Origin of the sequence: Wolbachia endosymbiont of Ctenocephalides felis wCfeT (assembly GCF_012277295.1) — a bacterium.
GTDB lineage: Bacteria > Pseudomonadota > Alphaproteobacteria > Rickettsiales > Anaplasmataceae > Wolbachia.
Window position 1 is genome coordinate 407,864 of record NZ_CP051156.1, and the last position, 18,849, is coordinate 426,712.

The 18,849-nt window shown below is 35.3% G+C and carries 16 protein-coding genes and 2 pseudogenes; 8 read left to right on the plus strand and 10 right to left on the minus strand.

The features are described 5' to 3' along the window. Positions 1-26 precede the first annotated feature (26 nt). The 5 genes from HF197_RS01995 to HF197_RS02015 all read right to left on the minus strand — a co-directional run bounded on the left by HF197_RS01995 (position 27) and on the right by HF197_RS02015 (position 4,785). Positions 27-1,163 carry a hypothetical protein gene (locus HF197_RS01995; protein ID WP_168464071.1) on the minus strand — a complete coding sequence of 379 codons (1,137 nt, stop codon included), beginning with the start codon at positions 1,161-1,163 and terminating at the stop codon, positions 27-29. 9 nt (positions 1,164-1,172) lie between these two features. Further along, complete coding sequence (locus HF197_RS02000; protein WP_168464072.1) at positions 1,173-3,155, minus strand: hypothetical protein; 1,983 nt, start codon at positions 3,153-3,155, stop codon at positions 1,173-1,175. Positions 3,156-3,188: 33 nt separating this feature from the next. After that, positions 3,189-3,629 (minus strand): hypothetical protein, encoded by a 441-nt coding sequence (locus HF197_RS02005; RefSeq protein ID WP_168464073.1) that lies wholly within the window; start codon positions 3,627-3,629, stop codon positions 3,189-3,191. Positions 3,630-3,753: 124 nt separating this feature from the next. Then, entirely contained in the window at positions 3,754-3,891 is a 138-nt protein-coding gene (locus HF197_RS02010) for a hypothetical protein (protein ID WP_168464074.1), read from the minus strand. Between the two features lie 30 nt (positions 3,892-3,921). Beyond that, positions 3,922-4,785, minus strand: coding sequence for a hypothetical protein (locus HF197_RS02015; protein ID WP_168464075.1), 864 nt, complete (start codon positions 4,783-4,785; stop codon positions 3,922-3,924). A gap of 143 nt (positions 4,786-4,928) precedes the next feature. On the opposite strand from HF197_RS02015, the gene HF197_RS02020 reads away from it, so the two are divergent. The 6 genes and pseudogenes from HF197_RS02020 to tnpC (HF197_RS02045) all read left to right on the plus strand — a co-directional run bounded on the left by HF197_RS02020 (position 4,929) and on the right by tnpC (HF197_RS02045) (position 10,975). Then, positions 4,929-6,254, plus strand: a complete 1,326-nt coding sequence (locus HF197_RS02020) for a phosphomannomutase/phosphoglucomutase (protein ID WP_168464076.1) — start codon at positions 4,929-4,931, stop codon at positions 6,252-6,254. Positions 6,255-6,325: 71 nt separating this feature from the next. Then, positions 6,326-6,652: a 30S ribosomal protein S16 gene (rpsP, locus tag HF197_RS02025; RefSeq protein ID WP_168464077.1), complete on the plus strand. Its 327-nt coding sequence runs from the start codon at positions 6,326-6,328 to the stop codon at positions 6,650-6,652. A 9-nt stretch (positions 6,653-6,661) separates the two neighbouring features. Next, positions 6,662-7,630 carry a polyprenyl synthetase family protein gene (locus HF197_RS02030; protein WP_168464078.1) on the plus strand — a complete coding sequence of 323 codons (969 nt, stop codon included), beginning with the start codon at positions 6,662-6,664 and terminating at the stop codon, positions 7,628-7,630. A 61-nt stretch (positions 7,631-7,691) separates the two neighbouring features. Beyond that, complete coding sequence (locus tag HF197_RS02035) at positions 7,692-8,258, plus strand: nucleotide exchange factor GrpE (RefSeq protein ID WP_168464079.1); 567 nt, start codon at positions 7,692-7,694, stop codon at positions 8,256-8,258. A gap of 6 nt (positions 8,259-8,264) precedes the next feature. Further along, a complete protein-coding gene (gene trpS / locus HF197_RS02040; protein ID WP_168464080.1) occupies positions 8,265-9,257 on the plus strand; it encodes a tryptophan--tRNA ligase in 993 nt (330 codons plus the stop codon). A gap of 357 nt (positions 9,258-9,614) precedes the next feature. Continuing rightward, positions 9,615-10,975: pseudogene (tnpC, locus tag HF197_RS02045) on the plus strand (IS66 family transposase). An 80-nt stretch (positions 10,976-11,055) separates the two neighbouring features. Here tnpC (HF197_RS02045) and ftsY read toward each other — a convergent pair. The 5 genes and pseudogenes from ftsY to HF197_RS02070 form a co-directional block, all read right to left on the minus strand. Continuing rightward, complete coding sequence (gene ftsY, locus HF197_RS02050; protein ID WP_168464081.1) at positions 11,056-11,967, minus strand: signal recognition particle-docking protein FtsY; 912 nt, start codon at positions 11,965-11,967, stop codon at positions 11,056-11,058. 349 nt (positions 11,968-12,316) lie between these two features. After that, positions 12,317-12,700, minus strand: a complete 384-nt coding sequence (locus HF197_RS02055; RefSeq protein ID WP_168464082.1) for a hypothetical protein — start codon at positions 12,698-12,700, stop codon at positions 12,317-12,319. Between the two features lie 145 nt (positions 12,701-12,845). After that, a pseudogene (gene tnpC / locus HF197_RS02060) lies at positions 12,846-14,207 on the minus strand (IS66 family transposase). A gap of 56 nt (positions 14,208-14,263) precedes the next feature. Continuing rightward, positions 14,264-15,172, minus strand: a complete 909-nt coding sequence (locus HF197_RS02065) for an Rpn family recombination-promoting nuclease/putative transposase (RefSeq protein WP_168464083.1) — start codon at positions 15,170-15,172, stop codon at positions 14,264-14,266. Positions 15,173-15,317: 145 nt separating this feature from the next. After that, positions 15,318-16,124, minus strand: a complete 807-nt coding sequence (locus tag HF197_RS02070) for a hypothetical protein (RefSeq protein WP_168464084.1) — start codon at positions 16,122-16,124, stop codon at positions 15,318-15,320. Between the two features lie 202 nt (positions 16,125-16,326). Between HF197_RS02070 and dnaG the strand changes: the two genes are divergently transcribed. Further along, entirely contained in the window at positions 16,327-18,063 is a 1,737-nt protein-coding gene (dnaG, locus tag HF197_RS02075; protein WP_168464869.1) for a DNA primase, read from the plus strand. Between the two features lie 47 nt (positions 18,064-18,110). Next, positions 18,111-18,848 carry a tRNA pseudouridine(38-40) synthase TruA gene (gene truA, locus HF197_RS02080; RefSeq protein WP_168464085.1) on the plus strand — a complete coding sequence of 246 codons (738 nt, stop codon included), beginning with the start codon at positions 18,111-18,113 and terminating at the stop codon, positions 18,846-18,848. Position 18,849: the final 1 nt, after the last annotated feature.

Consider the following 18,849-nt stretch of genomic DNA (forward strand, 5'->3'; position numbering starts at 1 on the left):
CCCACAATATCATTAGATGTACAACCTCAACTCCTCTCTTGGGATTGTGGTTTATCATCAGATTTTTTAGAACCACTAGTAGTTGGAAGTGACGTAGTTCGTGGCTTAGGTTGTGGTGTACTATCAGGTCTTATAGAATCACCAGGTTCGACAGAATCTTCAAGAGTGATTTCTACAGGACCGGGAGCGACTTGTGTTGGTATTGTTTCTGATAATTTTGTTCTCGGTGGCAGTTGTTGGAACTTCATTCTTGAACCAAAAAAAGTCTTGCTTCTTTGAGAAGTTAACTCTGTTTGAGTAAATGAGTCCATTGTTTTTGCACCAAGTGGCATCGTTCGTGGCTTGGGTTGTGGTGGTGTCTGGTTAGGTTTTTGAGAATCACCAGCAATTGGGGGGAAGGACTCCGTTCGTGGCTCGGGTTGTGGGGGTTCATCAGGTTTTTTAGAACCACCAGTAGTTGGAGATAACGTTGTTCGTGGCTTGGGTTGTGGTGGTTCATCAGATTTGATAGAACCGGAAGTGACTTGTGCTGACGTTGCTCCTGATAATTCTGTTTTCGATTGCATTAATCTCGTTCCAACAATTGTTCCATGAGTCCTTCTTGGAAATTCCTGAAGAATTGCATCACGATTCGCGTGTATGAAAACTTTACAGTCCCTTGCTAACTCCCATATCTTGAAATCTCTTCTTGCAATTTCACTACTTCTTTTTCCATCTAAACTTTCTTGTTTAATTTTCTTACTTAATAACTTATCTTTTTCATGTAACTGTTTGTACTTTTTTTCTAACTGTTCTATCTTTGGATTTTTTTGTTTAGTTTCCTTACTTAAATCTTCTTTCTTGCCAGTGAAAAAATTTACGATGGAATTTGCGATGTAATTTTTAAAAAAAATCATAACATTCGATGCTAAATTCATAAGTCTTGATCGTAAGGGGACTTTTTGTTTATTAAATACGGAATCATTTGCACGTTCCAATATTTCTTCACCCTTTCCTACCATTCCATCTTTTTGTTGGTCGGTTACACGTTCTATCTGTCTCAAAAGGTCCGTGAACTCTTTTATTATTTCATCTTTCTCTTTTACTAATGGATGAGTTTCCTGCTTAGCTTGAGCTACTTCTTTAACCCCTGTTTGGTCAGTGGGAGACGACTGTTTGAGCATTTTCTCTGTCTACTCTACACTTAAACCTCGTCTAGTAAAAAGATTCATGAAATAATTTATAGAACGAGTTATGAGACTAAATCCGGGAAAATTCATTAAATAATTTACAAATCTTAATTGTAAGGAGGGGTTTTCTTTTAACTGTTCTATCTGCTTCTTTGCTATAGTAACATCGTCGGGGTGTACACTCATTCTGGGTACTTTAATTTCATTTTCAACTTTAGTTTTAGTTGATACCACTTTGCTTTCATCAGCTTGAACTACTTGTTTGACTTCTGTTTGGCCAGTGGAAGGTGACCGTCCTACCTGTTGAGTTTCCTGTTCAGCTTGAACTTCTTGAGTCTTTTGTTGAAGTTCCATACGAGTCAAATCTATGAGAGTTTGACAGGCAGGTACAAACGACCGTATCCAGATATCTTTCAATTCAATTTTCTCTCTTGTTTCTTCATCTAACTTTTCTCGTTTAATTCTCTCATCTAATGACTTATTTTCTTCTTGAAGATGTTTGAACTTTCCTTTTAACTGCTCTATACTTGGAGCTTCCTGTTCAATGTTTTCGGTTACATGTTTTATCTGTCTCCTAAGGTCCGTGAACTCTTTTATTATTTCATCTTTCTCTTTTACTAATGGATGAGTTTCCTGCTTAGCTTGAACTACTTGTTTGACCTCTGTTTGGTCAGTGGGAGACGACTGCTCTACCTGTTGAGTTTCCTGTTCAGCTTGAGCTTCTTGAGTCTTTTTTTGAAGTTTCTCACGAGTCAAATCTATGAAAGTTTTACAGACAGGTACAAGCCACCGTATCCAGATATCTTTCAATTCAATTTTCTCTCTTGTTTCTTCACCTAACTTTTCTTGTTTAATTCTCTCATCTAATGACTTATCTTCTTCTTGAAGATGTTTGAACGTTCCTTTTAACTGCTCTAGCTCTTTATCCCCTACTACCATTCCATCTTTCTGTTGGTAGTATAAATCTTGTGCCTGTGTCCGAAGCTTCTCGAACTCTTCCATTATTTGACCTTTCTCTTTAACTAACGGATGAGTTTCCTGCTTAGCTTGAACTACTTTTTTAACTTCTGTTGGTGTATCAATAACTTGTGCTTGTGTAGTCCCTGTTTGGCCAGTGGGAGATGACACATAAAAAACTGATTCACCAACTTTATATTCTGCTCCTGTAGTCTTTTTGGGATCAGTGGAAGACGGCTGTTCTACCTGTGTCATTTTATCCAAATCATCAATTAACTTTTCGCAGTTCTTTTTAAAATCCAATGTCTCGACTCTTAGCCTTTCAACTTCCATATTGTTTGCTATCTCTGGATACTGTCTAATTCTCTTACTCAATAAATGATCTTCTTTTTGCAATTTTATGAACTTTTTCTTGAAGTACTTTGGACCTCTGAAAAAATTTGCAACTCTTGATGGTAAGGATGTAGGTAGGGTGCCATTTTTATGTTCTAACTGTTCCACAAGATTCTTGAACTCTTTTTTCTTTTGACCTCTCTCTTCAATTGCTTTATTCAACTCCTTCTCTATAGCGCCAGCTTCGTGTGGCACGCTCGTCTGAGTAGCTTTATGTTCTAGTAGCTCATTTTCTTGTGATGACACAGTCATCGTTCCTGCTTGTTTAGTTGAAGGTGATTCAGTAGCCTTTTGCTTTAGTAGCTCATTTTCTTTTACTTTCCTTTTTAACTCCTCAATTTCTCTTTTTAACTCCTTATTTTCTCCTACTTTCCTCTTTAATTGGTCAGATATAGCGGAGTTATCTCTCTCTAATCTTATCTCTTTTTTTCCTTTTTTCCTTAACGCATGCACCAGATTCGAGTTACTACTTACGGCTTGCTTACCTTTATCTTGATGATCTTCTTTCTGCTGCAATGCTCTTTCCAATTCCTGCAATGCGTCTACCAATTTCTTCTCAGTGTCTCTAGCAATTTTTATCTCATCGTCCCTACTTGCTACCGTAGCTTCAAGCTCTTTTATCTTATTATCCTTCATTTTGTCTAGCTCACCTGCAAGACTCACACCAGGTTATTGATTCGGCAAATTTCCTCCTGAGCCCTTCTTTATTTTATTTAATTCCTCAGTTAACCCTTTCTCTCTGTTCTGCACATCCATTAATTCACTTGTTGTCTCAGTCAATCTCTTCTCTGTTTCCAACAACCGTTTTTCTGATTTCTCTAACTCCCTTTTATGACCACTTACTAAGCCTTCCACTACTGCCTTCATATCGCTCTCTAGCTTTGCCTGCGCTTCTGTCATTCTAGCTAGCTTTGCTTCAACTTCATCCAATTTTTTCTGCAGTCCGTCATTTGCAGCATCTGATAATTTAGTGTCGCTCTCTTTGTCCTTTAACTGATTATTTAATTTTTTGATAGTATCGTCTCTATCCTTTAGCTCTTTCTCTAACGCGTTTATATCTTGCACCGATTGTTCATTACCTTCATCTCTTTGGGCTAAAATTTTCCTCAAAATTTCCGATTCAGCTTCAGATTTCTTAACTTTTTCTCCTAACTCTTCTTTTTCTTTAACTAATCTCTTTCCTTGTTCATCGCTTTCTTCTATTAGCGCTTTATTACGATTTTCTAATTCTCCCTTATCTCTCTAATTGCCTTACTCTATCCTTTAATTCTTCCTCTCCTTGCTCATGAACTTCTTTAACTCCTTTCTCTAACCCTTCTCTTTGTTCATCGTCTTTTTCTATTAGCGCGTTTAATCTTACATTTTCTTTCATTATTTGCTTTACTGCCTCCTCTAATCCTCCCTATCCTTGCTCATGTACTTTTTTACTACCAGGTATACTATTTACTTCTTCACGAGCATTACGTGGAGGCGTAGGAGCGCTGCTATAGCCTCCAAATGTTTCATCACCAGCCTTCCCAGTACCTTTATCCATATTAGGAAAAGCTCGAAGCAAATCTTGATACAGAGTTTTTCCATTAATATAAACTTCTTCATTCTGCTTAGCTAATTCTAGGATCTTATCTAGCGATAGACCACCAAAGGTTGGCTTACTCACGAAGTCCTCGATACCATTAGGGCCAACCTTTACCTCCATGCTACAGTCTATATCTTTACCGTCAGAGCCTTTAGCTTTCCAGCTGATGGTCATTATACATGAACTTGAATCTGGACCGGTAAAAGTATAGTATCTTTTGTTACCTTCTCTCTTCGTAGCTACTTCAACACCACCTCCTAAATGTATATAGTAGACTTTACCCTCGTCACCGTTCCTTAAGACATCACTGATTGCTATTGATTTCCCTTCTTTAGGTCTAATGTAAACATCAGTACCATCTAGACATATCAAACAATCTTCCTTCTTTAATTTCAGTTTTGTATATATTGCCTCGATGACGCTATTAAACGACCGTAACTCACTTTTCCATTTTGCTAGTTTTTTCTTAATGTCTTTGTCCTCCAAGAAAGAATCAACAAAATGCCAAATTAAATTATCTTCTCCTAATTTCTTTGTGAATAATTTCTCTATGAAGTCCGTGAAAGACTGACTCTCTTCAGCAATTTTAAGAATACTGTTTTTGGTTTCTTCACTTACATCTAAACTTTCATTTTTACTTACTAACCCTTCAAAACTTTTCTTTTTAGGTGCTGATATTCCTTCTGGCATAGCTTTAATACTTTTAAAATATAATTATATATAAAATGTAAACAATTTTTATTAAAAAATTAATAAATAAGGATGCAAATTAAATTGAGTGTTTTCGAATTGTCTATGTATACTTACAGTGCAGTGATTACTTAAGAAGCAGCATGATTATAAGGAAATATGATATTAGAGGCGTGGTAGGAAAAGATTTACAAATTAGTGATGGATATGAAATTGGCAGAAAATTCGGTCAAACTGCAAATAAAGTATGTATTGGCTATGACAGTAGAATTAGCTCACCTAGCATAGAAAGAGAGTTAATTAGAGGGCTAACTTTATCCGGAGCGAATGTTTTGCGCATTGGACTATGCTCCTCACCGATGCTTTATGCCGCAACGCAGACTATGCAGGCAGATCTTGGTATCATGGTTACCGCTTCTCACAATCCGAGTGAATATAACGGTTTTAAGTTTTTCAGTAATGAAAAAGTCTTTTCTGATCAAGAAATAAAGGAAGTCATAAACAGCAAAATTAAAAGTAGTGAAAAAATTGGCAGTGTGATTAATATAAATATATATAGACAATATATTGAGATACTAAAAAACTCGGTAAAAAACAATACATCACGAGAATTGAAAATAGCCTGGGACTGTGGTAATAGCCCAGCAAGCGGAGTGATAAGATATATTGAAGAGGTTTTACCTGGTCATACGCACATAGTTACCAACAATTCAATAGATGGAACGTTTCCACTACATAATCCCGATCCAATAGAGGAGAAAAATCTTGCTCAATTAATTGATATTGTGAAGAGATCTGGATGTGATCTCGGTATTGCACTTGATGGTGATAGCGATAGGGTGCGTCTTATCGATAACAAAGGCAATGTTGTTTCTAATGATCACCTATTCATGATCTTCGCACGTGAAGTTTTGGAAGGTCATCCAAATAGCAAAGTCATTGCTAATGTAAAGATGAGTATGAAAGTGCATGAATTTGTTAACAAATTAGGAGGACAAGTTATTACCTGTGCTACTGGGCACTCATTAGTTAAGAAAAAAATGCAGGAAGAAAAGGCAAAATTTGCTGGTGAGTTGAGTGGGCACTTCTTTTTCTCTGAACTTGGGTTTGATGATGGGCTATACTCTGCAATTAAGGCTATTGATATTTTACTTAAAAAGGACCAAAGTTTATCTGAGATGATAGAGAGTTTACCAAAATTATATATTACACATGAAATGAAGATCGAAGTTGATGAAGAAAAGAAGTTTCAAATAGTAGAATCAATGAAAAAAACGCTAAAGCAAAAAAACATTGCATTTTCTGATCTTGATGGAGTTAAAGTAGTCAATGATGACGGTTGGTGGCTGCTTAGGGCATCAAATACACAAAACTGCATCACAGCAAGATGTGAGGGAGATACCTCAGAAGGTTTTAAGCTCACTAAGAAGGTTTTGCTGAATTATATTGATAAGCTGCAAATAGCTTAAAAATTGTAAAAATTAATTTGACTAAAACGCATCGTTGTATAAAATTATATAATATATGAATAAAGATTAACATGGCAGTTAAAATAAGGTTGGCAAGATTTGGAGCAAAGAAGCGTCCTTTTTATAGAATAGTTGTGGCTGACTCGCGTGCACCAAGAGATGGGCGATTTATTGAGAGAATTGGACAGTATGATCCGATGTTACCAAAAGATAATAAAAATCGTGTTGTAATAAAGGTTGATAGATTAAAACATTGGCTCAGTGTAGGTGCTCAAGCAACTGAACGAGTGCTTTGGTTCATCAAAAAAGGTGCGATAAATTTAAATGCAGAAGCAGAAGTTAAAAAAGCAGAAACACAGAAAGTAAAAGAAAAGAAAGTAAAAGAGCAAGAGGCGTAAATCCCTTTAATGCTAAAAACCAGCAACAAAAAGTTAGATGATATAGTATTTTCTGATTTATTAATAATGGAGGATTTTATCTCCAGAAATGTAGCTTACGAACATTCTGAACTCGCTGCAAATATTATATCAAACCTAATCAAGTCAGGTGGAAAAAAAATAAGGCCTAAGCTTGTTTTTATTGTATGTAAGATGCTTAACTATTCTGGGGAGAATAGGATCAATGTTGCAGCAGCAGTAGAATTTATACATAATGCAACTTTGCTCCACGATGATGTGCTTGACGACGGTGAAGCACGTCATGGTGTTAAAACGGCAAATAAAATCTGGGGGAATAAATCAAGCATCTTGGTTGGTGATTTACTGTTAACTTTGGCATTCAGGTGGCTCATAGAGTGTGGAAATTTAAATATTCTTTCTATTTTATCTGAAGCATCGCACTCACTTGTAAAAGGTGAGATTAAGCAGATGACAACGCAGTTTAGTCATAAGACAATGAGGGAAAATTATTTTGGCATCATTGAAGAAAAAACAGCATCTTTGTTTTCTGCGTGCTGCGAGACTGCTGCTGTAGTTTCTGGTGCTACAAATGATGAAACAACTAGGTTGAAAAATTTTGGTTTTAACTTTGGTATGGCGTTTCAAATAATTGATGATGTACTTGATTACACTGCAAGCACGTCTGGAAAGCAAATTGGAAAAGATTTTTTTGAAGGTAAAATTACCTTGCCTGCCATTATAGCATATGAGAATGGTAACAATAAAGAGCAAGAGTTTTGGCAAGAGTGTTTTTCTTCCATAAATATTGAGCGTGATTTTAACCAGGCATTACGTTACATTGAATACCATAATGCAATTCAACTTTCCATGGAAAAAGCAAAACATTACATTGATGCAGCACAAAGTAATATCATTGATTCTCCTTACAAAACCGTTCTTATTAACTTTTTGAATGAGAGCATAGAAAGGCGGGCATAGGTAATGCTTGATATTTTCGGATTAATTGCTATATATTTATTAGGTTCTTAAGGATAACAAAATGTCAGACAGAAGCAAAGAAACAAAGAAAAAGTTTGCCGATATGGTAAACAGGAATAAAGTTGATGACTCACAACACGTAAAAACCGATGATTTAAATGAAGAGCTAAATGCACTGAAAGAGCGTGCAGCTCAACTTGAGGATCATTTACGTCGTGCTGTTGCAGACAACGAGAACATAAAACGAATAATGCAAAAGCAAATTAGTGATGCAGGTGATTATGCAGTCACGAAATTTGCACGTGATATGATCGATTCGTGCGATAATTTAAAAAGAGCAATGGAAAATTTACAAGACAGTGATCCTATACATGAAGGAATCAAAGTAGCTCATCAAAAAATAGTTAATGATTTAAAAAATCATGGAATAGAAGAAATAAATCCAATAGGGGAACCTTTTGATAGCAATCTACACCAAGCTGTTGTAGAAAAAGAGGATAATGAAAAAGAAGCTGGCACTATTGTAGAGGTATTACAAACCGGTTATACCATTAAAAGTAGATTACTTCGCCCTGCAATGGTTATTATTTCTAAGAAATCTAGCAATGCTGAAGAAGCAACTGAATAATTACACATGACAGATATTGTCTTCTCAGGCATTCAGCCAAGTGGTGTGTTGCATTTAGGCAATTACCTTGGTGCAATCAAACAGTGGGTGGATTTGCAAAAACAATATAAGTCCCTTTTTTGTATCGTTGATCTGCATGCAATAACAGCCAATAAGCTTCCTGCAGATGAATTAAGGAATAATATTTTTAAAGCAGCAGCAACTTACATTGCCTGTGGCATAGATCCAAAACAGTCCATTATTTTTAGTCAATCTACAGTTAGTGGTCACGCAGAGCTTTGTTGGTTACTTGAGTGTTATACGCCTATAGGCTGGCTCAATCGCATGACTCAATTTAAAGATAAAGCTGGCAGCGATAAGCAAAAAGCCTCACTTGGGCTATATAGTTACCCAGTGCTTATGGCTGCAGATATATTGCTTTATCAAACTAAATATGTTCCTGTTGGAGATGATCAAAAACAGCACTTGGAGCTTGCACGTGATATTGCATCAGCATTCAACAATCATTATAAGCTTGAGCATTTCACTATACCTGAAATCTTAATTTTGGATCAAACATCAAGAATAATGAGTTTAAGAGATGGTACGAATAAGATGAGCAAGTCTGATCCTTCAGAATACTCATGTATTAATCTTGATGATACAGATGATCTTATTATCAAGAAAATAGAAAAAGCTAAGACGGATTCAGAACATGGCTTTACTGACCTCAAAGGTCGCCCAGAGATAAATAATTTAGTAAATATTTATTCAGCACTAAGTGGTTCAAGTGTAGAAAAAACATGTGAAGAAATGAATAAACATGATATGAAATACTTCAAAAAAGAGCTAGCAGAACTGATTATTAGCATAGTGTCACCGATACGCGAGAAAATAAACGATTTACTGAAGGATCAATCCCATTTGCATGAAATACTAAAAAACGGCACAGAGAAAGCAGCAGAAATTGCAAACCAAAATTTAAAAGAAATTAAAAACATTATAGGATTTGTTCAGTAAATTTTTTGCATATTATGCACAACAACTTACTCCAGGAGTGCCTATAAAATTAGCAACAGGCTCATCAAGTTTAGTTATAGGTATCAAATTTCTAAAACTACCATACAGTAAGTGACCTGATTTTTGTATGTTACTTTTAGTAGATGTAAAACTTCTATCACGGACTGCGTCAACTAAAAGACTTAGTGCTGCTTCTAAGATTTCAACAATTGCTAAGGATAATAATATGCAACTCTGTAGAACCTTAAGAGGAAAAGCTAAGAATACAGCAAGGTAAGGTATCCATTCAGCCGGGCGGTAAAATAAAGAGTAGACAAGGAATGCTAAAAAGGTAAACTAGAGTGGCTGTGAGGTAATATGGTTGATCTTTTAGAATTTTGCGAAAGTTTAAGCAGACTATAGAAAAGTTAGAAACAAAAATAGAAGAGCTTAAAGCAGAAAATAAAGCGCTAAGGATCGAAAACGCTGAGTTAAAAGAAAGGCTTGGCTTAAATTCAAAAAATTCATCTATACCAAGCTCCAAAGAATTATATAAGATGAGGGAAAATAAGCCAAAAAGTGACAGGAAAGTAGGAGCACAGGTTGGACATAAAGGCAGTTACCGCCCTAAAATGGAGGCAGATGAGATGGTAAAAATAGAACTGCCCAATACGTGTGAGTGCGGAGGAGAAATTGCGGTATCAAAAGATCCGTATACTCATCAAAAGGTCGATTTGCCGGAAATCAAGCCGTATGTAGTTGAATATCAACTAGAGCATGGACGTTGCAAAAGATGTGGAAAAAGAAAAAGTAGCAAGCTACAAGAAGGAGTAACTGCAGACACATTTGGTCCAAGAGTTAAGTCAGTAATTACAGCATTAAGTGGATTTTACAAGAATTCGAAAAAAGAAGTGGCAAATATTATAAAGGACATTTTCAACCTGGATATCAGCGTCGGTAGTGTATCAAATAGCGAGGCTAGAGTGGCAGAAAAATGCCAAGAAGCATATGAGCAAATTGAGGAAGAGGTAAGCAAGAGCAAAATTTTACATATCGATGAAACTAGCCATTACAACAAAGGTAAACAGGGCTGGTGCTGGATGTTTGCGAGCAAAATAGGAAGTGTGATCAAATTGACAGAGTCAAGAGGGATGAAAGTCCTGGAAAATAGTAAATTTGGAAAGAATAACAACCTAGTAGTGACCGACAGATATGCAGCTTACAACTACTTTTCCAGCAAGAAAAGGCAGGTCTGTTGGGCACATTTAGCAAGAGATTTTGAAAGGTTGTCTCATAGTTGGAATAGCGAAGTGAAAGTTTTGGGGTATTATTTAAGGAATGTTGCTACTGAATTATTTGCATTGAAAAAAGCTCTGTTAAAGGATGAAATAGACACATTAAGGTTCATAAGAAGAGCAAGAAAATTACGCAAGCGAACGAGATATTACTTAAAGAATATATCAAATTTACCCGAGGCAATTGGAGCGTCTCGAGTAGCAAAAAATATCATGAAATCGGATCTGATGATGTGGAAATTTTTGGACGATCCAGAAAATATTCCACTGACAAACAACTATGCTGAGCGACAGATTCGGCATTACGTTGTTTACCGAAAAGTTTCATATTTTACACAATCGAAACGGGGAAATATGTTTCTTGAGAGGATAATTTCATTGTACTTGACTTGGAGGCAAAAGAAGTTAAATCCTTTTCAAAACCTACTGGCTATTGCTTCTTAAGCCATACACCTGAATGGATACTAATAAGGGAGCGTTCAAGAGCAGAAAATGATACGAGCATCGTAATTTAAGGAAGTCTTTTAGTTACAATTAAATAGCGCTTCAGCGAATTCTTTGCTGGTAAACTCTCTTAAATCCTCTATACTTTCGCCAATGCCTATGGCGTATAATTTTACCTTATAGGCTTCTGCAAGTCCGATTACCACTCCACCTTTAGCAGTGCCATCAAGCTTTGTTACGATTAAACCTGTGACGTTTACCATTTTGCTAAATGCTTCCAATTGACTATAAGCGTTTTGACCTGTTGTGGCATCAAGTACTAAAATGACATCATGAGGAGCAGTATCGTCCAGTTTTTTTATCGTCCTATAGATTTTTGACAATTCTTCCATAAGATTCATATTATTTTGCAATCTTCCTGCTGTATCAATCAGAACAATATCTGTTTCATCTTTTATAGCCTGACTTACAGCTCTATATGCTACGCTTGCAGAATCGGCTCCATGTTCCCCGGTCACAATAGAACAGCCAGAGCGCTCTGCCCAAATGTTTAGTTGCTCACTTGCTGCGGCTCTAAATGTGTCACATGCAACAAGCATAACAGATTTTCCCATTTTCTTATATTTATGTGCAAGCTTACCTATAGTTGTAGTTTTACCATTACCGTTCACTCCGCATACCATTATGATATGTGGTTTTTTATCTAAAATGAGCGGCTGCACAACTGGATTTAGCATAGTTTCTATTTCGTTTATCAGCTGCTGAGTAATCGCATTGTGCTCAACTTCTTTTTCAAATCTGACACTTGCCAGCTTATCAATAACTAATTTAGAAGTTTTGTGACCAATATCCATGCTAATTAGCAATTCCTCTAGCTCATCTAAAAGCGGCTGATCCAGTTTTTTTTTAGTAGAGAAAATACTTTTTATCTCATTGCTAAAGCGAGAAGAAGTTTTCAACAGACCTTTATAAAGATTATTAAATAAGCTCAAGAAATCCTCCTTAAATTTACATTATTAAGTTTTAATTATAACACAGAGAATACTAGCAAGCAGCTACTTTTTTCTCCCCGTTACTTAAAATACAGGGGAGGGGTGTTATTTCAGTTACAATTGTACAAACATTGCATTTTAGGCCAATTGCCTACGTATTATACCAGTGCGTGTAATACACAACTGTACGAACATTGTAATATGTTCTTCACATACTAGAAGATAGTGTCATTACAGCGCGTGAAGCTGGAATCCAGTTCTTTTCATAAACAAAAAAATCTGTTGTTTTTGTGCTAAAAACCATGGATCCCAGTGACTAGGCACTGGGACGACAGATGACATAAAAAACTCAAGTGTTTTTCTGAATTTTCACATTTATCATTTTGTTAGGTGATGAGTGTGCTGTGAATGTTATTTCGTTATCTTTATTATTAAATGATTTATTATCTATCTTGTACATCACGTGATAAGCGCTTGGAATGCCTTCAATAGCTCCAGATTCAGTAATTTTTAAGCCCTCCAAGTCAAAAGATATAGATTCTCTTTTTATCTTATCATTTGGAAGAGTATACTCATGAAAATGTGAAATATGTGGAGCTTTAGAATCTCCTACAATTCTTCCAATAGCATCCATGCAATTATAACCTACATCGTTTTTTTGTATGCACATAGTATAACTTGCGCCTTCTTCAAAGAAATAAATGTCGTTAAGGAAATTTATAGAATTTACCATATATTACTTACCATTATTGATATAATATACTGGTGTAGTTAATTCTGTAGTATAAGTCAACATAGTAAATTAATTGTGTGTAATACTTTTTCTTTCCATAATATATATTATGTAATTATTTCATGTATCCATTCAGATGTATGGCTTAAGAAGCAATAGCCAGTAGGTTTTGAAAAGGATTTAACTTCTTTTGCCTCCAAGTCAAGTACAATGAAATTATCCTCTCAAGAAACATATTTCCCCGTTTCGATTGTGTAAAATATGAAACTTTTCGGTAAACAACGTAATGCCGAATCTGTTGCTCAGCATAGTTGTTTGTCAGTGGAATATTTTCTGGATCGTCCAAAAATTTCCACATCATCAGATCCGATTTCATGATATTTTTTGCTACTCGAGACGCTCCAATTGCCTCGGGTAAATTTGATATATTCTTTAAGTAATATCTCGTTCGCTTGCGTAATTTTCTTGCTCTTCTTATGAACCTTAATGTTGTCTATTTCATCCTTTAACAGAGCTTTTTTCAATGCAAATAATTCAGTAGCAACATTCCTTAAATAATACCCCAAAACTTTCACTTCGCTATTCCAACTATGAGACAACCTTTCAAAATCTCTTGCTAAATGTGCCCAACAGACCTGCCTTTTCTTGCTGGAAAAGTAGTTGTAAGCTGCATATCTGTTGGTCACTACTAGGTTGTTATTCTTTCCAAATTTACTATTTTCCAGGACTTTCATCCCTCTTGACTCTGTCAATTTGATCACACTTCCTATTTTGCTCGCAAACATCCAGCACCAGCCCTGTTTACCTTTGTTGTAATGGCTAGTTTCATCGATATGTAAAATTTTGCTCTTGCTTACCTCTTCCTCAATTTGCTCATATGCTTCTTGGCATTTTTCTGCCACTCTAGCCTCGCTATTTGATACACTACCGACGCTGATATCCAGGTTGAAAATGTCCTTTATAATATTTGCCACTTCTTTTTTCGAATTCTTGTAAAATCCACTTAATGCTGTAATTACTGACTTAACTCTTGGACCAAATGTGTCCGCAGTTACTCCTTCTTGTAGCTTGCTACTTTTTCTTTTTCCACATCTTTTGCAACGTCCATGCTCTAGTTGATATTCAACTACATACGGCTTGATTTCCGGCAAATCGACCTTTTGATGAGTATACGGATCTTTTGATACCGCAATTTCTCCTCCGCACTCACACGTATTGGGCAGTTCTATTTTTACCATCTCATCTGCCTCCATTTTAGGGCGGTAACTGCCTTTATGTCCAACCTGTGCTCCTACTTTCCTGTCACTTTTTGGCTTATTTTCCCTCATCTTATATAATTCTTTGGAGCTTGGTATAGATGAATTTTTTGAACTTAAGCCAAGCCTTTCTTTTAACTCAGCGTTTTCGATCCTTAGCGCTTTATTTTCTGCTTTAAGCTCTTCTATTTTTGTTTCTAACTTTTCTATAGTCTGCTTAAACTTTCGCAAAATTCTAAAAGATCAACCATATTACCTCACAGCCACTCTAGTTTACCTTTTTAGCATTCCTTGTCTACTCTTTATTTTACCGCCCGGCTGAATGGATACATGATACACCCATTTTAAGTAGATTTTTTGCCACCTCAATTTTTCCAGCTTCTCTTCCTTTCTCTATCCCCTTCTCTTCACCAATTTTAATTCCTTCCTCTCTGCCTTCTTCTCTTCCTTTCTCTCTACCCTCCTCTCTTCCCTTTGCAGTAGCAAGGTCAATTCTGTATTCAATAATGGCTTCTTCCTTGTGTAAGTCCATTATTCTCTCTTCATAGGCTAACAAATCTTTTTCATCCCAGTGGAATTTATTTAACTCTTCATAAGCTTGCTTTATTACTGGTGCTCTTCTTGCAATCTTTTTTAGGTCTTCGTCTGTGGTGTCCTCTGCATATTTAAAGAAAAAACACCACTTTTCCACAATATTTTCCAACTGTTTCACTTCATTTTTAGGAAATTTTAGCAGCTCAATAAAGACAAATTGTAAATCTTTTAAATAATTTCCATTAGTATTAATATCCCGTATGTTATGTGTGGATATGTAATCTACTTCTTCAGGAAATAGATTACAATTAGCAATGGCGATGAAGTAAACTTTTTGTAAATCAACATAATTGCCAGATCTGTCCAATTGCCTTGAATATGCCCTTGCAGCGTACAATTGAGCGCGTTTTTCAAAGCCTTTGTCACGAGCCACTTGCATTTCAATGATGAATCTATTGTTGGCAGAATCTTTGCATAAAATATCGACAATACTTTGCTTATCAGAAGCAATTTCTGGGTCCATGATAGTGCTTAAAAATTCAACTTCTTGTATCTTGCTTTCTGCAGTAAAGCCTAAAATATCGTTCAAAAAGTGAATGAGAATATTTTTGTTCTTCTCTGAGCCGAAAATCCTCTTGAAAGTTAAATCACATTTTGGATCAAGGAATTTTGTCAGGGCCATAATTTTGATATGCTATATAAACAGATTGTATAGTGTTTTAAGTGTAGTTACAAGAAAGCTTATAGAAACTGTATTTTACATCAAAATCAGTAAATAAAATAACCTGATAAATGATGATTCTATGTCACCTATCCTTTACCTTCTATCATCTATTCTGTCCGTAGTTTAGGTTCATAGAAAGCTCTACCTCATCAAGTGAGCTGCCGGGTTGCTGGTCAGAAGGGCCCGAAGGATCAGAAGGGTCCTGCATTAAGCTATAATACAATGACCGCAAAAAACACACATCTCTAATTCTATTTAACACATTAGGTAGATCAAAATCATATGTAATATCCTCTGAGATTGATATTTTTCGGCTAGACATCAGCTCATAGCCTAAAGTTTCAGTAAGAAAAATTGTTAAATCCAATATTAAAAAACATACACGTTTAAAAAACGGTTTTTTCTCTTCCTCTGCACTGCTGTATGCTTTATTGTAAGCAGAGTAACATCTGATCATACTTGAAACTAAAAATAAAGTTGCAGCTATGAGAAAAAGATAATGAACTACCAATGGATCCAATAATGGTACATGATAATCATCTTCATTAGCTTTTTTATTAGGAATAAATACTTCTTCAAAGAAGAATTTTACGCGAGAATTTACACTTATGAGTATAAAAAGGCATAAGCCGATTATTGCTAACTTTTTAGCTATAACTTCTATTTTTTCTATATTTTGTTTAGAACCTTGACCATTTTTTAGCAAACTATCTACTGAATCATATAAATAGAGCACAGTGGCAGGTAGGATAAATAGCCTAAAAATGTTACTTGTAACTCGTAATTTATGTATGTTATTAATGGTAAAATTGCAATTAAACTTTAGTAATATCTCAATACATAAAACCCCTACCCTCAAACCTAGTATTAATATATCAAAAGCAATTCTCTTTTTTGTTTTTTGCGTCACCCCACACTCATTTAAAATAATCCCACTTATAGAATAACGGAATTTCGCACTAAAATAAATTTTTCTTTTTAGCTATTGTGATAATATTAATCTAGGCACTAAGTTAGATGTACATAATAGAGCTCTTATATAACCATGAAGAGCTCTATTATGCTCGTATAGCTATGCAGGAATGAAAGTAAACGCATATGAAAGAAATCTAATGGATTACATAGATATTATAAAATCAAAATTATCACTGTCTGATCTAGTAGGTAAAAAAGTTAGACTAGTCAAAAGGGGAGATAGTTTTATTGGATTATGCCCATTTCACAATGAAAAAACGCCATCTTTTTCGGTGAGTAATACAAAAGGTTTGTATTATTGTTTTGGCTGTTCTGCTTATGGTGATGCATTTGAATTTATTTCACGCACTGAAGGTTTAAGTTTTAAAGAAGCAGTGGAAAAATTAGCGCCCATTGCTGGCGTTGAATTACCTCAGAACCTCAATCTAAGAGAAGATAATAAGCTATTTTCAGCACTAAATTTGGCTGCTAGTTGGTTTTCACAGAAAAATCATGGAGTTATGGAATATTTAAGGCAGCGCAAAATCTCGTTTGAAACAATAAATAAATTTAAGATAGGATACGCACCAGCTTCTGGCTTGAAGGAATATTTAAATTCATCGGGCATTGAAGATAAGACCTTGATAGATGTTAGGTTAATAAATAAAAACCTTCATGATTATTTTTACGATCGGTTGATATTTCCTATACATAATATTACAGGTAAAATTATTGGTTTTGGTGGACGTGCACTGAATTCCACACAACAGCCGAAATATTTAAACAGTTCAGAAAGTCTACTCTTTAAGAAAAAGGAGAATTTATATGGATTAAATCTTGCTTTAAGTGAAATACGTAAAAAACAACATATCTTTGTCGTTGAAGGATATATGGATGTTATAGCACTACATCAAGCAGGAATTTGCAATACAGCTGCTCCTCTTGGAACTGCAATCTCTTCAGAGCAGGTAAAAAATCTGTGGAAATTTGCTAAGGAAATATCCATCTGCATGGACGGTGACAGCGCTGGACATAAAGCTGCTATTCGAGTTGCAGAACTTGCATTGCCCATATTGGAGCCTGGATACACGCTGAAATTTGTAACTTTACCAAAAAGTAAAGATCCTTACGATATTTGTAACGATTTGGAGTACAAGGAAGAGGATATATTAAAGATTTTTGATCATTCAACAAAATTACATTCTGAGTATTTATGGCACCATATCATTAACAACAACTTGCAAAGCTACGAAAGACTTGCTCCGGAGCAATTTTCAGTGATTGAGCATAAGTTTATGCAGTATGTGAATGCCATTACCAACAGCAGCATAAAAAGATACTACAGAGATTACTTTTACAATAAAGTTAATGAATTAAGAGGTAATTTTAAGAAGCATATTTTCAATGCTAAAGCAACAAGAGGTGAGTACTTTCGTAATAAATCCCCAGAATTAATTGAAGCAGAGCAAAATCAGGCTATAATTCTACGTATAATCATAGAATTTCCTGAGTTTTTAAACGATCCTATGTTTTTTGAGCAATTCTCTCATTTTGAGTTTACTAATCCAGAAATGAAAAAGTTGCAGCAGCATATAGTTCGTTTAGCAAGCGAGAAAAGTGAATTGAGTAAAGAATCTTTAGAATTGGAACAGTTTGATCTTAGTGGAACAATATTTAAAAGAACTAGAATATTGAGTGGTCAATTAAATAATAAAAGATCTGCAGAAATTGTTTGGAATAACATAGTATTACTAAAGGAATTAAATTCATTACAAAAAGAAAAAGTTGAGGCAAGGTTAATTGGTAATCTTGATTTAGAGGAAAGACTAGTAGATCAAATAAAGCGGATAGAAAATGATATGCAGGAAATGCAGATGGAATTTATCCAAAAGTGAAGAAATCTCACAAGATATATAATTGCTGAATAGTTGAGCAAAATGTAATGCGGTACAAAATAACGATAGAATATAATGGAAGAAATTTTTCCGGTTGGCAGAAGCAGCAGCATTCTACTAACTCGATCCAAGAAACCATAGAGAGTGCTATATTTAGCTTTAGTGGTGAGAAAATTATGCTATACTGTGGTGGTAGAACAGATGCGGGAGTTCATGCTTTTGGGCAGGTTGCTCATTTTGATATGCAAAGAGAATTTGAGCTCTATAGAATAAGAAATGCAATAAACTATCATTTAAAATCAATTCCTATAGTTGTACTTAACGCAGAAGTTGTAGATGACGCATTCCACGCTCGCTTTTCAGCAAAAAAAAGACACTATGAATATAGAATAGTAAATCGCTATGCTCCTGCAGCACTGGAATATGGATATGTGTGGCCAGTATTTAATCCGCTTGATATAAATATCATGCAAGAGGCTGCTAAATACCTGATTGGCAGGCATGATTTTTCAAGTTTTCGCTCAAAAGATTGTCAAGCTGCAAACCCAGTAAGAACAATCGACAGTATTGATATAATACAAGATGGTAATCGCATACATATAAAAATATCGGCTCTCTCTTTCTTACATAATCAAGTGAGAATTATCGTAGGCACTTTGGTGGAATTTGGAAAAAATAAAACTGATCCACGAGAAATGCTCAATATATTGAACGAATGTAAAAGAGCTGCTGCTGGAGTTACTGCACCATCTTGTGGTTTATACTTGGTAAAGATAGACTACTAGC